General features: G+C 68.7%; 14 protein-coding genes. 10 read left to right on the top strand and 4 right to left on the bottom strand.

From position 1 onward, the window contains the following. The first annotated feature begins 37 nt into the window (after positions 1-37). From cysC to NM1_RS25345, 4 genes are read left to right on the top strand one after another with little or no spacing between them, the layout of a single operon-like run. Positions 38-1927 (top strand): adenylyl-sulfate kinase, encoded by a 1890-nt coding sequence (cysC, locus tag NM1_RS25360; protein WP_068024709.1) that lies wholly within the window; start codon positions 38-40, stop codon positions 1925-1927. Between the two features lie 40 nt (positions 1928-1967). Continuing rightward, a complete protein-coding gene (locus NM1_RS25355) occupies positions 1968-3155 on the top strand; it encodes a hypothetical protein (protein ID WP_068024706.1) in 1188 nt (395 codons plus the stop codon). 17 nt (positions 3156-3172) lie between these two features. Continuing rightward, a complete protein-coding gene (locus tag NM1_RS25350) occupies positions 3173-3958 on the top strand; it encodes an SDR family oxidoreductase (RefSeq protein WP_068024703.1) in 786 nt (261 codons plus the stop codon). A gap of 15 nt (positions 3959-3973) precedes the next feature. Beyond that, the gene (locus tag NM1_RS25345; protein ID WP_068024700.1) at positions 3974-5110 is read left to right on the top strand and encodes a sulfotransferase family protein; all 1137 of its coding nucleotides are present in this window, start codon (positions 3974-3976) and stop codon (positions 5108-5110) included. Between the two features lie 28 nt (positions 5111-5138). Here the strand turns inward: NM1_RS25345 and NM1_RS25340 are convergent, their stop codons facing one another. After that, positions 5139-5801, bottom strand: a complete 663-nt coding sequence (locus NM1_RS25340; protein ID WP_068024955.1) for a TetR/AcrR family transcriptional regulator — start codon at positions 5799-5801, stop codon at positions 5139-5141. A gap of 140 nt (positions 5802-5941) precedes the next feature. Here NM1_RS25340 and NM1_RS25335 point away from each other — a divergent pair, with 140 nt between their 5' ends. Genes NM1_RS25335 through NM1_RS25315 form a run of 5 tightly spaced genes read left to right on the top strand, consistent with a single transcriptional unit; the run spans position 5942 to position 11011 of the window. Continuing rightward, positions 5942-7093, top strand: a complete 1152-nt coding sequence (locus NM1_RS25335) for an acyl-CoA dehydrogenase family protein (RefSeq protein ID WP_068024699.1) — start codon at positions 5942-5944, stop codon at positions 7091-7093. Between the two features lie 33 nt (positions 7094-7126). Next, positions 7127-7885, top strand: coding sequence for a 3-oxoacyl-ACP reductase FabG (gene fabG, locus NM1_RS25330; protein ID WP_068024697.1), 759 nt, complete (start codon positions 7127-7129; stop codon positions 7883-7885). A gap of 25 nt (positions 7886-7910) precedes the next feature. Beyond that, the gene (locus tag NM1_RS25325) at positions 7911-9068 is read left to right on the top strand and encodes an acyl-CoA dehydrogenase family protein (RefSeq protein WP_068024695.1); all 1158 of its coding nucleotides are present in this window, start codon (positions 7911-7913) and stop codon (positions 9066-9068) included. 9 nt (positions 9069-9077) lie between these two features. After that, a complete protein-coding gene (locus NM1_RS25320; RefSeq protein ID WP_068024694.1) occupies positions 9078-10562 on the top strand; it encodes a long-chain-fatty-acid--CoA ligase in 1485 nt (494 codons plus the stop codon). Then, positions 10559-11011: a MaoC family dehydratase gene (locus tag NM1_RS25315; protein WP_068024690.1), complete on the top strand. Its 453-nt coding sequence runs from the start codon at positions 10559-10561 to the stop codon at positions 11009-11011. The genes NM1_RS25320 and NM1_RS25315 overlap by 4 nt, the downstream gene beginning before the upstream one ends. 18 nt (positions 11012-11029) lie before the next feature. Here NM1_RS25315 and NM1_RS25310 read toward each other — a convergent pair whose 3' ends face one another. The 3 genes from NM1_RS25310 to trpD all read right to left on the bottom strand — a co-directional run bounded on the left by NM1_RS25310 (position 11030) and on the right by trpD (position 13451). Next, entirely contained in the window at positions 11030-11686 is a 657-nt protein-coding gene (locus tag NM1_RS25310; RefSeq protein ID WP_068024687.1) for a YdcF family protein, read from the bottom strand. A gap of 161 nt (positions 11687-11847) precedes the next feature. Continuing rightward, a complete protein-coding gene (locus tag NM1_RS25305) occupies positions 11848-12309 on the bottom strand; it encodes a nitroreductase/quinone reductase family protein (protein WP_246011371.1) in 462 nt (153 codons plus the stop codon). A gap of 86 nt (positions 12310-12395) precedes the next feature. After that, positions 12396-13451 carry an anthranilate phosphoribosyltransferase gene (trpD, locus tag NM1_RS25300; RefSeq protein WP_068024684.1) on the bottom strand — a complete coding sequence of 352 codons (1056 nt, stop codon included), beginning with the start codon at positions 13449-13451 and terminating at the stop codon, positions 12396-12398. A gap of 360 nt (positions 13452-13811) precedes the next feature. On the opposite strand from trpD, the gene ctaE reads away from it, so the two are divergent. Further along, positions 13812-14423 carry an aa3-type cytochrome oxidase subunit III gene (gene ctaE / locus NM1_RS25295; RefSeq protein WP_068024680.1) on the top strand — a complete coding sequence of 204 codons (612 nt, stop codon included), beginning with the start codon at positions 13812-13814 and terminating at the stop codon, positions 14421-14423. The last annotated feature ends 3 nt before the right edge of the window (positions 14424-14426 follow it).

The raw sequence follows: 14426 nt of genomic DNA, 5'->3' as shown, positions 1-14426 counted from the left end.
CGGGCATGGAAGACCGTAAGCGGGAAGGGTATTTCTGATGGGCCGCAACCTTTTACGGCTGGCGACGGCGGGGAGCGTGGACGACGGGAAGTCCACGCTGATCGGGCGCCTGCTCTACGACTCCAAGAGCCTGTTCACCGATCAGCTGGCCGCCATCGAGCGCGTCAGTGCCCAACGCGGCGCCGCCGCGGCGGATCTGGCGCTGGTGACCGACGGGCTGCGCGCGGAACGCGAGCAGGGCATCACCATCGACGTGGCCTACCGCTACTTCGCCACGCCGCGAAGGAAATTCGTCATCGCCGACACCCCCGGGCATGTGCAGTACACGCGCAACATGGTGACCGGCGCGTCCACCGCCGACCTGGCGCTGATCCTGATCGACGCGCGCCACGGCGTGGTCGAGCAGACCCGCCGCCACGCCTTCCTCGCCGCGCTGCTCGGGGTGCCGCATCTGGTGGTCTGCGTGAACAAGATGGACCTGGTGGACTGGTCGGAGAGCCGGTTCGACGAGATCCGCACGGAATTCGCCGGTTTCGCCGCGAAACTGACCGTCGGCGACCTGAGCTTCGTACCGGTCTCGGCGCTGCACGGCGACAACGTTGTCGACTCCTCGCCGCAGATGCCGTGGTACCCGGGCCCGTCGCTGCTGCGCCACCTGGAAGACGTGCACATCGCCTCGGACCGGAACCTGATCGACGCCAGGCTGCCGATCCAGTACGTGATCCGTCCGCGGAGTACGGCGCTCGCGCCGGAAACGGCGGCCGACCCCGCACAGCGCAGCTATGCCGGAACGGTCGCCGGTGGCATCTTCAAGCCCGGCGACGAAGTGGTGGTGCTGCCCTCGGGCCGTGCGACCCGGGTCGCGCGCATCTGGGGTCCGGGCGGCACCAAGGTGGACGAGGCGTTCACGGGGATGGCGGTGTCGCTGACCCTCGACGACGACATCGACGTCGGGCGCGGAGATATGCTGGCGCGCCCCGGGAATCGCCCGCACATCGCCCGCGATCTCGACGCCATGGTGTGCTGGTTCTCCGACGAGACGGAGCTGCGGGTCGGCGGCGACTACGAGCTTCGCACCGCCGCGCAGTCCGGCAGGGTGCGTGTCACCGGGCTGGACTATCGCCTCGACGTGAACACACTGCACCGTGTCACGGATGCGGAAAGCCTGGCGCTCAACGATATCGCGCGCGTCTCACTGTCCGGTCGGCAGCCGTTGATGGCCGACGCGTACCGCGACAACCGCCGCACGGGCAGCTTCATCCTCGTCGACGAGGCGACGAACCAGACGGTCGCGGCGGGGATGATAGTGGCGCGCGACACCGGGATCGAATCCGCACCCCAGGGCCGTGGCCGCAGCGCCAACGTGGTCTGGCAGAGCTCGGCCGTCACCCGCTCCGAGCGCCCGCACGCGGGCGCCACGCTCTGGCTGACCGGCCTGTCCGGCTCCGGAAAGTCCACCATCGCAGTGGAATTGGAGCGGCGGCTGGTGGAGTCGGGCCGCCCGGCATATCTGCTGGACGGCGACAACCTGCGCCACGGGTTGAACAACGACCTCGGCTTCGGCGACGACGACCGCCGCGAGAACATCCGCCGGGTCGCGGAGGTGGCCGCCCTGTTCGCCGATGCGGGCGTGACCGCGATCGTTTCTCTGATCAGCCCGTTCGCCGCACAGCGCAAACTCGCCCGGGCGGTGCACGGCGACAGGGGATTACCGTTCCACGAGGTCTTCGTCGACACGCCCCTGGCGCTGTGCGAACGGCGCGACCCGAAAGGGTTGTACGCCCGCGCCCGCGCGGGGGAGCTGCGCGAGTTCACCGGCATCGACTCGCCCTACGAGGCGCCCCAGCATCCGGATCTCGTGGTCACCCCCGAGCACGGCACGCCCGCCGAGATCGCCGCCCACATTCGACAGCAGCTGCGGCTGTAGCCGTGCGGCACGCACATCCCGCATCGAGAACAGGAATCCCATGGAACAGCCCGATCCGCCCTTGACCGAACCGCTGCTCACCGCCATCGCCGAGGCCGAAAGACTGGTCGCCACGGCCGAATTCATCCGCGACGAGCGGGACCTGGCGGAGGGCTACGAGTACCTCGCGGGCAGCATCCAGGCCGTGCTGCAGCTGTCCGGCGTGCACGGCACCAGCCACCCGTACTTCGTCAGCTCCACCGGCCCGTACACCAAGATGGCCCTGGACAACCCGGACACGCTCTACTACCACGCCACTATCGAACCGGGCGCCGAGTATCTGGTCACCGGCACCCGCGGCAGTACGGTGGACCTGAGTTTCCAAGTGCTCAAAGGCGATTACACCGCCACCGACGTCCCCGGCGGCGAGGACGCGTTCGACGACCGCCGCCTCGACATCGCGCCCGACGGTTCGTACCAGCTGAGATTCGGCCCGCCGAAGCAGGATCCGGGGCCGAACTACTTCACCCTCGGCGAGGGAGCCTCGATGCTCGCCGTCCGCGAGGTGTACGGCGATTGGACCGCCGAACACAAGGGCAGCATCCGCATCGAGCGCGTCGACACCATCGGGACCGCCGCTGCCGCACCGAGTGTCGAGCAATTGCGCAAGCGCTATCGGGCGGCCGCGCGCATGCTGGTGCAGCGCATCCACACCTGGTTCAACTTCCCGAAGTGGTTCTACCTGGACCTGCCGGTGAACACGCTGACCGAGCCGCGGCTGACACCCGGCGGTCTCAGCACCCAGTACTCCTCGGTCGGCCACTTCGACCTCGACGACGATCAGGCGCTGCTGATCACCGTGCCGAAATCCGATGCGCCCTACCAAGGTTTCCAGCTCGGCAGCCGCTGGTACATCTCGCTGGACTACGTCCACCACCAGACCAGCCTCAACAGCGCCCAGGCACAGGTCGATCCGGACGGCAAGATCCGGATGGTGGTGTCCGCGCGCAATCCCGGCGTGGCGAATTGGATCGAGACCACCGGGTGCACGCACGGCATCCTGCAGTTCCGCTGGCAGCGCACCGACCGCGCGATGACCCCCGCGGACGGCCCGGTGGCCGAGGTGGTGCCGTTCGGCAAGGTCCGGGACCTGTTGCCGCACTACGAATTCAATGCCGTCGACGAGGCGGGCTGGCGCGAGCGCATTGCCGCCCGGCAGCGCGGTTTCGCGGCGAGGATGCTCGGATGAGCAAGGAAGGAAGCAGCATGAGCACCGCATTGCTGGCGGACAAGGTCGTCGTGGTCAGCGGGGTGGGGCCCGGCCTGGGCCGGTCCATCTGCCTCGAGGCCGCCGCGGCCGGGGCGAAGGTGGTGCTGGCCGCGCGCACCGAGTCCCGCCTGAAGGAGGTCGCCGCCGAGATCGAGGCGGGTGGCGGCGAAACACTCTGCGTGCCCACCGATATCGCCGACGAGGCCGCCGTGGCGAACCTGGTCCGGCGCACCGTCGACACCTTCGGCCGGGTCGATGCCCTGGTCAACAACGCGTTCTCGGTGCCGTCGATGAAACCGCTGGCCCGCACCGACTTTCAGCAGATCCGCGACAGCGTGGACCTCACGGTGCTGGGTGGCCTGCGCATGACGCAGGCGTTCACCGAGGCGCTGGCCGAGACCAAGGGCGCGGTGGTGATGATCAATTCGGCCGTGCTGCGCCACTCCGAACCGCGCTACGGCAGTTACAAGATGGCCAAGTCCGCCCTGCTGGCGATGTCGCAGACCCTGGCAACCGAGCTGGGGGACAAGGGAATCCGGGTCAACAGCGTGGCGCCGGGCTACATCTGGAGCGACCAGCTGAAGTGGTACTTCGGCGAGGTCGCCAAGAAGTACGGCATCACCGTCGATCAGGTGTACGAGCAGACCGCCGCGCGATCCGACCTCAAACGCCTGCCCGAACCGGACGAAATCGCGCACGCCGTGGTGTTTCTCGCCTCCGACTGGTCCAGCGCCATCACCGGCCAGACCCTCGACGTCAACTGCGGCGAATACCACGCCTGAACCAAGGATCGCTCTATGACCACCCGCACCGACGTGGGCACCGTCGAAGACCTGCACGCCTCCGCCACCAAGGCCTGTGGCCTGACCGACTTCGGGTCCGGCGACTATCACGAGGCCCTCGGCGTCCTGCTCGAGTCCTACCAGCGCGACGCCGACCTCACCGAGCTCGGCAGCAAGATGAACCGCTACTTCCTGCGCGGCGCCCTGGTGGCCCGCGCGCTGAGCGAGGCCTCCTGGAAGTCCAATCCGTCGTATGCCGACACCCCGGTCACCAGGCCGATTTTCGTCACCGGCCTGCCCCGCACCGGCACCACCGCGCTGCACCGCCTGCTCGCCGCCGACCCGCGGCATCAGGCGCTCGAGATGTGGCTGACCGAGTTCCCGCAGCCCCGCCCGCCGCGCGAAACCTGGGCCGACAACCCGGTCTACCGGCAGATCGACGCCGGATTCGCGCAGCATCACATCGAGAACCCGGAATTCATGGGCCTGCACTACATGACCGCCGCCGAGGTGGAGGAGTGCTGGCAGCTGTTGCGGCAGACGGTGAAGTCCGTGTCCTACGAATGCCTGGCCTACCTGCCCACCTACTCGCAGTGGCTGCGGCAGCAGGACTGGACCGACGCCTACGCCCGCCACCGCGGCAACCTGCAGCTGATCGGCCTGGGCGACGAGCGCCGCTGGATCCTGAAGAACCCCAGCCATCTGTTCGCCCTCGACGCGCTCATGGCGGTCTATCCCGACGCGCTGGTGATCCAGACCCACCGCGACCCGGCTACGGTCCTGGCCTCGGTGTGCAGCCTGTCCGAACATGCCGCCCGCGGCTGGTCGGATACCTTCACCGGCTCCCGCATCGGCGAGAGTCAGCTCGAGCTGTGGTCCCGCGGGTTGCACGAATTCACCACGGCGCGTAAGCGTTACGACCAGGCGCAGTTCCTCGACATCGACTTCGCGGACCTGCGCTCGGACCCGCTCGGGACCGTGGAATCCATCTACCGGGCGTTCGGGATCGAGTTCACCGACGCCGCCCGCGCGGCGATGTCCGCCCTCGACGAGGAGAGCCGCACCGGCGACCGCAGGCCCGCGCACCGGTACGCGCTGTCGGACTACGGCCTGACCGAGAACCGGATCCGGGACGAGTTCCGGCTGCCCTGAACGGATCTCGACAACGAGAGGCGAGCGATCAGTCGCTCGCCTTTCCGCGTCTCCGGGCCCGGCGTTCGGTGATGGCCCCGAACCGGACCTCCAGGCCGTCGACGAACGATTCGAGGGCCAGTTCGAAACTCTCCGAGTCGATTTCGTCGGCCTTGGCGCGGAGCAGGTGTGCCTGTTCCAGGTGGGGGTAGCGGTCGCGGTAGACCTGGACGTCGTCGACGAAGCCACGGGAGAACGAGCCGATCGTGGAGCCCATGACCACATAGCGGGTGGCGGCGCCGATCATGGTCGCCTGCCGCGGCGGCCAACCGGCGCGCACCAGGCCGCCGTGCACGGCGTCGGCGTGGCGCAGATTCTCGTCGCGACGCCCCGGGCCCGACGCCAGGTACGGCACGAAATTGGGGTGGCGGACCAGCGCGGCGCGATACGAGCGGGCCCACGACATCAGCCCGCTGCGCCAGTCGGTGGAATCGAACCCCGACGTGTCGACCCGGACCATGATGCCCGCGGCGACATCATCGAGCAGCTCGTCCTTGGTGGGGTAGTGCCCGTACAGCGAGGCCGCCTGCACGCCGAGCTCGGCCGCGAGCTTGCGCATGGACAGCTCGCCCAGCCCGTCGCGATCGATCAGTTCCAGCGCCGCGTCGCGGATGCGCTCGCGGCTCAGCAGCGGCACGCGGGGTCTGGCCATGTGCACACCTCCTCGGGTCTCGCCTGCGCGCAAAGGAGTCGAATTTATCACCCGTCCCGGCTCGGCCTTGAAAAACCAAACACCGTTAGGTTAACGTATCGGCGTTAAACCTAACACCGTTCGGTTAGGAGTTTCCCGCCATGGATCTGGAACTCGGCGACACCCACGCCGCCCTGCGCGAGGTCGCCCGCGCCTGGGTCGACAAGGAGGTCGTCCCGCATGCGGCCGCCTGGGACCGGGCCGAGGCGGTGGACACCGCGATCGTGCGCAAGCTCGGCGAGATGGGTTTCCTCGGCATCGAGATTCCGGAGGAGTACGGCGGTTCCGGCGGTGACGCGCTGTCGTACTGCGTGCTGCTCGAGGAGCTCGGCCGCGGCGACAGTTCGGTGCGCGGCATCGTGTCGGTCTCGCTGGGCCTGGTCGCCAAGTCGATCAAGGGTTATGGCAGCGCGGAACAGAAGCGGCAGTGGCTGCCGCGGCTGTGCGCGGGGGAGGCACTGGGCTGCTTCGCGCTGACCGAACCCGAAACCGGCTCGGACGCAGCCAATCTCACCACCCGCGCGCTCCGCGACGGCGACGACTGGGTGCTGTCGGGGACGAAGATATTCATCACCAACGGCACCTGGGCCGATATCGCGGTGGTCTTCGCGCGCACGGGCGGGCCGGGGCCCAAGGGCATCACCGCATTCCTCGTGCCCACGGACGCACCGGGCTTCGGGCGCACCGAGATCAAGGGCAAGCTCGGCCTCCGTGGGCAGGCCACCGCGGAGTTCGCGCTCGACGGCGTCCGGGTGCCGGACGCGGCGCGGCTCGGTGCGGAGGGCACCGGTTTCCGCATCGCGATGGCGGCCCTGGACAAGGGCCGCATGGGGGTGGCCGCCGGATGCGTCGGCGTGGCGCGCGGCTGCCTGGAGGCGTCGGTGCGGTACGCGCAGGAGCGCGAGCAGTTCGGCAAGCCCATCGCCTCCTACCAGCTGGTGCAGGAGCTGATCGCCGATATCGCCGTCGACGTCGAGGCGGCGCGGCTGCTGGCCTGGCGGGTGGCCGACCTCGTCGACAGAGGTAAGCCGTTCGGCACCGAGGCCTCGGTCGCGAAGCTGTTCGCCAGCGAGGCCGCGGTGAAGGCGGCCAACAACGCCATCCAGGTCTTCGGCGGCTACGGCTACGTCGACGAGTACCCGGTGGAGAAGTACCTGCGCGACGCCCGCGTGCTCACCCTCTACGAGGGCACCAGCCAGATCCAGAAGCTGCTCATCGGCCGTGCGCTGACCGGGGTAAGCGCCTTTGTGTAGCAGCGAATCACGTAATCCACTGCAGGAGAACCCATGACCGATAAACAGAAAGTCGCCCTCATCACCGGCGCCGCCCGCGGCATCGGTGCCGCCACCGCAGCGAAACTCGCCGCAGACGGAGCCGCCGTCGCCATCGCCGATCTCGACGAAACAGCCTGCAAGACAACCGCCGAGGCGATCGTGGCCGCCGGTGGCACCGCGATTCCGGTGGCCTGCAACGTGACCGACGAGGCCGAGGTCGACGCCGCGTTCGATCGCGTTGCCGCCGAGCTGGGTTCGCTGGACATCCTGGTCAACAACGCGGGCGTGCTGCGGGACAACCTGCTGTTCAAGATGTCGGCCGAGGACTGGGACACCGTGCTGTCGGTGCATCTGCGCGGCGCGTTCCTGTGCTGCCGGGCCGCCCAGCGGCACATGGTCGCGCAGAAGTACGGCAAGATCGTGAACACCTCCAGCGTGTCCGCGCTCGGCAATCGCGGCCAGGCCAACTACTCCGCGGCCAAGATGGGCATCCAGGGCCTGACCCGCACGCTCGCCATGGAATTGGGCCCCTTCGGCATCACCGTCAACGCGGTCGCGCCGGGCTTCATCGTCACCGAGATGACCGCGGCCACCGCGGCCCGCCTCGGCACCACCCCCGAGGAACTGCAGGCCAAGACCGCCGAGATCACCCCGGTGCGCCGGGTGGGACGCCCGGAGGACATCGCGAACGCCGTGGCGTTCCTCGCCTCGGACGCCTCCTCCTTCATCACCGGCCAGACGTTGTACGTCGACGGCGGCCGCCGCCTCTGACCACCACGCAGATTTCGGAGACCCCATGCAGAGAACCGTCTACAACGACGACCACGAAGCGTTCCGCGAGACCGCGCGCAAGTTCATCGAATCCGAGGTCGTACCGGTCTACGACGACTGGTACGAGGCGGGGATCGTGCCCCGCGAGTTCTACTACAAGCTGGCCGAACTCGGCGCCTTCGGCATCGAGGTGCCCGAGCAGTACGGCGGCGCGGGCATCGAATCGTTCAAGTTCCAGGCCGTGCTGATGGAGGAGACCGCCCGCGCCGGAGTGTCTTTCGGCGGTTCGGGCGTGCACGTCGGGCTGTGCCTGCCGTACCTGAAGAAGCTGGCGACCGAGGAGCAGAAGCAGCGCTGGTTCCCCGGCTTCGTCAGCGGCGAGATCATGTTCGCCATCGCGATGACCGAGCCCGGCACCGGCTCGGACCTGGCCGGAATGCGCACCACAGCAAAGCTTTCCGAGGACGGCACCCACTACGTGCTGAACGGGTCCAAGACCTTCATCACCGGCGGCGTGCACGCCGACCGGGTGATCGTGTGCGCGCGCACCGCGCCCGCGCGGGACGACGACCGCCGCTTCGGCATCTCGCTGCTGGTCGTCGACACGAAGTCGCCCGGCTACACGGTCGGCCGCAAGCTCGACAAGCTGGGCCTGAAGACCTCCGACACCGCCGAATTGAGCTTCACCGACGTGCGGGTGCCGGTGGCGGATCTGCTCGGCGAGGAGCATCGGGGCTTCTCCTACCTGGGCCAGAACCTGCCGCAGGAGCGCCTGTCCATCGCCGTCGGCGCCTACGCGCAGGCCGCGGCCGCGGTGCAGTTCGCCAAGGAATACACGCAGCAGCGCAACGTCTTCGGCAAGCCGGTGGCGACGTTCCAGAACACCAAGTTCGAGCTGGCCGCGTGCCAGGCCGAGGTGGATGCCGCCGAGGCCGTCGTCGACCGTGCACTGGAGGCGCTGGACGCCGACACTCTGACCGCCGCCGACGCCGCGTCGGCGAAGCTGTTCTGCACCGAGGTCGCGGCCCGCGTCATCGACCGGTGCCTGCAGCTGCACGGCGGCTACGGCTTCATCAACGAGTACCCGATCGCCCGCCTGTACGCCGACAACCGGGTGAACCGCATCTACGGCGGCACCAACGAGGTGATGAAGATGATCATCGCCAAGGATATGGGGCTGTAGGGGGCTGCCGTGAACACGACGCTGTCGCTGGCGAGCATCCTCGCCGAACCGGCCCGGCGGCGGCCGGACCACATCGCTCTCATCGAGGGTCAGCAGCGCATCACCTTCGCCGAATTGTGGCGGCAGGCACGCGAACAGGCGGCGGCACTGATCGACCTCGGTGTCTCGCCCGGCGACCGCGTCGCGCTCATGGGCCCCAACACCGCCGACTTCCCCCGCGCCTACTTCGCCATTCTGGCCGCCGGAGCGACGGTGGTGCCGGTCCATCTGCTGCTGACCGCCGACGAGGCGGAATACGTCCTCCGCGACAGCGGTGCCAGCCTGCTGGTCTGCCACGAGCAGGTGGCAGCGGTCGGCAGGCGCGCCGCCGAGCGCGCCGACATTCCGTGCGTCGATCCGAAAGACCTTGCCGCCGAGCCGATCGCGAGGTTCGAGCCGCGCGGTCCGCTGGACACCGCCGTGGTGTTCTACACCAGCGGCACCACCGGTCGGCCCAAGGGCGCGGAGCTGAGCCACCTGAACATGGTGATGTGCGCGACGGTGAACGCCTTCGACGCCAACGAGGTGCACCGCGACGACATCGCCCTGGGCGCCCTGCCGCTGTTCCACGTGTTCGGGCAGACGGTGTCGATGAACTCCACCTGGCGGGTCGGCGCCACGCTGGTGCTGCTGCCGAGATTCGAGGCGACCGAGGCGATCCGGCTGATGGTCCGGGAGCACGTGAACACCTTCCACGGGGTGCCGACCATGTACCACGGGCTCATCGAGGCCGCCGCGGGCGCGGCGGAACTCCCGTCCCTGCGGCTGTGCGTCTCCGGCGGCGCGGCGCTGCCCTCGCCGGTGCTCGAGGAGTTCGAAAAGCTCTACCGCGCACAGATTCTGGAGGGCTACGGCCTGTCGGAGACCTCGCCGACGGCCTCGGTGAATCAGCCGCTGCTCGGGGCGAGGCCCGGCACCGTCGGGCATCCGGTGTGGGGTGTGGACGTGGAGATCGCCGATCCGGACGCGCGTGAGCGCATCGAGTTGCTGCCCACCGGCAGCATCGGCGAGGTGGTGGTGCGCGGGCACAACGTCTTCGGCGGCTACACCGGGCGGCCGGACGCCACCGCGGAGGTGGTGGTGGACGGCTGGTTCCGCACCGGCGACCTCGGCGTGCGCGACGCCGACGGATATCTGACGATCGTGGACCGGATCAAGGAGATGATCATCCGCGGCGGGTTCAACGTCTACCCCACGGAGGTGGAGGCGGCCCTGCTGCGGCATCCGAATATCGCGCAGGTCGCGGTGATCGGCGTGCCCGACGATGCCTACGGCGAGGAGATCGTGGCCGTCGTGGTGGCCTCGGGCCGGCTGACGGCCGACGAGGTGATCGCCTACGGCCGCGAGCATGTGGCACGGTACAAGTATCCGCGCCGGGTCGAGTTCGTCACCGAACTGCCGCTCGGGCCGACGCACAAGGTCCGCAAGCGAGAACTGAAGGAGCGCTTCACATGACGGATTTCGCCGATCTCGAGGAGTTGAAGGCCGCGGTGGGCACGGAGATCGGCGTCAGCGACTGGCTGCGTGTCGATCAGGACCGCATCGACACCTTCGCCGAGGCCACCGGCGACCACCAGTGGATCCACGTCGATCCGGACCGGGCGGCGGCGGGCCCCTACGGCCGGACCATCGCGCACGGCTTCCTCACCCTGTCGCTGTCGGTGCCGCTGGCCAACCAGGCCGCCACCGTCGGCGGCATCCGGATGGGAATCAACTACGGCCTCGACAAGGTTCGCTTCATCACCCCGGTGCCCTCCGGCGGTCGCATCCGCGCCCGCGTCACCCTCGATGCGGTGCGCGACATCCCGGGCGGCGTGCAGGCCGAGCGCACCGTCACCATCGAACTGGAGGGCGCCGACAAGCCCGCCTGCGTCGCCGCGAGCATCGCCCGGTATCTCACCTGAGCCACAACGGGTCTCGGCTCACGGTGACCCGAAGGGCACCACCGCGGGCGGCGCCTGATCGGGGGTCAGGGTCGCCACCACCGTGACGCCCGCGGCGACGAAATCGCCTTGTGCGCGCTGCACATGGTCGGAGGAGGTGACCAGCACCGCGCTGTTCGCGCCGATGGTGCCCATCATCTCCGCGGAGTACTCGGCGTTCTCGATCGTCGACTCCGCGCGATCCTCGATGTGGATGCGATGCGGCGGAATACCCCGGCCGACAAGCCAATCCGCCATCACCTGCGCCTCGGTGATGCCGTTCTCGGGGTTGCCGCCGGTCACCACGATCGGCGCGTTCGGGGTCAGCATCGCCTGCACGTATGCGGCCGACAGCCGGTCGGCGAGTTCCGGCCGCATCGCGCCGTCGGGTTCCAGCCCGTATCCCAGCACCACGATCGCGGTGTCGGCGCCCAGGCCCGCGACCAGCGGCAGCCCGGGCAGCTGGAAACTGGCCGAATTCAATGCGGCCAGAACGTCTTCGGAGAGTGCGGCGAGCGGATCGGGGGGTGCGTCGGCGCGGGCGGGAGCCGCGGTGAGCGTGACGCCGAGCGCGGCGGCGGCCAGCGCGAGCGCCGCGGTGAGCTTCGGGAATCGGATACGGGCCGGAATTCGGTTGGAGCGGACGGTCGGAAACAATCGAACCTCCCCAGGACAGCCGCGCCGGGGTACCCGGCGCAGAGACGGGCCATCCGTCCATGATCACTCGAATTGAGCTGGGGGACAGGGGGACACGCCACATCGGCGTGAAAGTGACACGGCGGGCGAGAACGGGATTTCGTCCGGTACCATCGCCGAAATCAGGTGACGGGCCGCAGCTTCAGGATCGGGATCAGCCGATCGGTCTTCGCCGCGTATTCGAGATAGCGCGGCTGCTCGGCGGTGATCCGCTTCCACGCGGCCTCCCGCTGGGCGCCCTCCAACTGCTCGACCTCCACCCGGAACTCCCGCGCGCAGACCTCCGCCCACACCTGGTCCGGATGCGCCGCGATGTTGTGATACCAGGCCGGATGCCGGATGGCGCCGCCCATCGAGGCCACCACCAGCCAGCCGTCCCCGTCGTGGAACCGGCTGAGGGCGGCCTGGCGCTTCTGCCCCGTCCGCGCGCCCACCGTGGTCAGATACAGCAGGTCCATGCCCTGGAAACGATCCCCGCGGAACCGGTGCAGCTGCTCCATCACACGCATCATCGACCGGGTGAAGAAGGTGGAGGGCATACCGGAAGGCCCCCGCGTGCCGGGCGGAATCTTCTGGAAGCTCATGGCCCGCTCCTGCCTGCCTGCTTCCCCGCATTCTAGGAACTCCGGCCGTCCGACATGCGCAAAAGCGACGGACGGGCCGGGAATGGTCAGTCCGAACCGAGTTCGCTGGTGAGGGTGATCCAGCGGTCCAGCAGCTGTGTCGCCGCGCCGCTGTCGACGGCGTGCGCCGCCCGGTCCACGGCCCCGGCCAGCACGTCGTGGATGTCCTTGTCGGCGGTCTCCGGGGTCAGCTCGTAGGCGACGATGGCGGCGGCCGAATTCAGCAGCACCGCATCGCGCACCGGGCCCGGCTGACCGGCCAGCATATTGCGCGCGATGACCGCGTTCGTCTCGGCGTCGCCGCCGCGCAGCGACTCCTGGGATACGCGCGGGATTCCGATCCGAGTGGGGTCGAGGGTCGTCTGCGTGAGATGCCCGCCGGTGACCACCCACGCGGTGGTGGTGTCGGCGGTGGTGATCTCGTCGAGCCCGTCGTTGCCGCGGACCACCAGCGCGTTGTTCCCGCGCTCGGCGAACGCGCCCGCGATGACCGGGAGCAGATCGGGGAACGCGCAGCCGATCAGCCCGGCCTGCGGCTGTGCCGGATTGGTCAGGGGGCCCAGCACATTGAAGACGGTCGGCACGCCGATCTCCTTGCGGGCGGGGCCCGCGAACCGCAGCCCGGCGTGGAACAGCGGCGCGAAGCAGAACCCGATGCCGACCTCGCGCACGCACCGCGCGACCGCCTCGGGCCCCAGGGCGATGCGGACGCCCAGCGCCTCCAGCACATCCGCGCCGCCGCTCTTGGACGAGGCCGCCCGGTTGCCGTGCTTGACCACCGGAACTCCGCTGGCCGACACCACGATCGAGGACATGGTGGAGATATTGACGGTGCCCGATCGATCGCCGCCGGTGCCGACGATGTCGACCGCGGGGCCCTCCAGCGGCACCCGCCGGGCGTGGCCCAGCATGCCCGACGCCAGCCCGGACAGCTCCGAGGCCGTGGGGCCCTTCATCTTCATCGCCACGCCGAACGCGGCGATCTGCGCCTGGGTGGCGTTGTCGGAGAAGATCTCGTCGATCGCCCACGCCGCCTCGTCCGTGGTCAGGTCGACCCCGTCGGTGAGGGCCCCGAGGATCTGGGGCCAGGTGCGCGCGCTCATCAATGTCTCCCGTCGCGTGTCCGCTTGCTAGCAGCCTAACGGTGCGGGGCAAGGAGATATGCCCCTGGTTGCGGGGCTACGCACGCCTCCGGTCGCAGTGCCTCCGGCCCCTCCGCCGAAAAAATTCGGGACACTCCGGGAACCGGGCGCCGCATTCGTCCGACATACAACGACAGGCATCGGGCCCCGAGTGCGGTGGAAGCCCGGTGAACGGCCACTCGGACCGCCTCCGAGCTGCATATTCGTATGACACGCCGGAGGGGTGGCGAGACCCCCTCTCGCCGTGGGATTTCCGACACGCGACAGGAAGTTTCGTACCCGGCTACGCCTGTCGTACTACGACGAGTCATACTTACCCGCGTGACGACCGCAGTAGGCACCCCAGGATCGGCCATTACTCAGCGCGTGCACTCGCTGAACCGGCCCAACATGGTCAGCGTCGGAACCATCATCTGGCTGTCGAGCGAGCTGATGTTCTTCGCCGGCCTCTTCGCCATGTACTTCGTCGCCCGTGCCCAGGCCCATGGCAACTGGCCGCCGGAGCCGACGGAGCTGAACCTGAAGCTCGCCGTGCCGGTCACCGCGGTGCTGGTCGCCTCCTCGTTCACCTGCCAGATGGGCGTGTTCGCGGCGGAGAAGGGCGACGTGTTCGGGCTGCGGCGCTGGTATGTGCTCACCTTCATCATGGGCGCCTTCTTCGTCGGCGGTCAGGGCTACGAGTACATGAACCTCGTACACGAGGGCACGACCATCTCGGGTAGCGTCTACGGCTCGGTGTTCTACATCACCACCGGTTTCCACGGTCTGCACGTCATCGGTGGTCTCATCGCGTTCATCTTCCTGCTGGTGCGCACCAAGGCCAGTAAGTTCACGCCGGCCCAGGCCACCGCTGCGATCGTCGTCTCCTACTACTGGCACTTCGTCGACATCGTGTGGATCGGATTGTTCGCCACGATCTACTTCGTCAGGTAGGGA

Source organism: Nocardia mexicana NBRC 108244 (assembly GCF_001613165.1).
Classification (GTDB): domain Bacteria; phylum Actinomycetota; class Actinomycetes; order Mycobacteriales; family Mycobacteriaceae; genus Nocardia; species Nocardia mexicana.
The sequence above is the reverse complement of the archived record's forward strand: the minus strand, read 5'-3'. Positions and strand labels throughout refer to the sequence as shown.

What these genes read in the sequence shown, in the direction of transcription:
- trpD (WP_068024684.1), bottom strand. Translation starts at nt 13,451, where the DNA reads ATGAGCGCGCGCACCTGGCCCCAGATCCTCGGGGCCCTCACCGACGGG.
- fabG (WP_068024697.1), top strand. Translation starts at nt 7,127, where the DNA reads ATGACCGATAAACAGAAAGTCGCCCTCATCACCGGCGCCGCCCGCGGC.
- NM1_RS25305 (WP_246011371.1), bottom strand. Translation starts at nt 12,309, where the DNA reads ATGAGCTTCCAGAAGATTCCGCCCGGCACGCGGGGGCCTTCCGGTATG.
- cysC (WP_068024709.1), top strand. Translation starts at nt 38, where the DNA reads ATGGGCCGCAACCTTTTACGGCTGGCGACGGCGGGGAGCGTGGACGAC.
- NM1_RS25350 (WP_068024703.1), top strand. Translation starts at nt 3,173, where the DNA reads ATGAGCACCGCATTGCTGGCGGACAAGGTCGTCGTGGTCAGCGGGGTG.
- NM1_RS25345 (WP_068024700.1), top strand. Translation starts at nt 3,974, where the DNA reads ATGACCACCCGCACCGACGTGGGCACCGTCGAAGACCTGCACGCCTCC.
- NM1_RS25355 (WP_068024706.1), top strand. Translation starts at nt 1,968, where the DNA reads ATGGAACAGCCCGATCCGCCCTTGACCGAACCGCTGCTCACCGCCATC.
- NM1_RS25340 (WP_068024955.1), bottom strand. Translation starts at nt 5,801, where the DNA reads ATGGCCAGACCCCGCGTGCCGCTGCTGAGCCGCGAGCGCATCCGCGAC.
- NM1_RS25315 (WP_068024690.1), top strand. Translation starts at nt 10,559, where the DNA reads ATGACGGATTTCGCCGATCTCGAGGAGTTGAAGGCCGCGGTGGGCACG.
- NM1_RS25335 (WP_068024699.1), top strand. Translation starts at nt 5,942, where the DNA reads ATGGATCTGGAACTCGGCGACACCCACGCCGCCCTGCGCGAGGTCGCC.
- NM1_RS25325 (WP_068024695.1), top strand. Translation starts at nt 7,911, where the DNA reads ATGCAGAGAACCGTCTACAACGACGACCACGAAGCGTTCCGCGAGACC.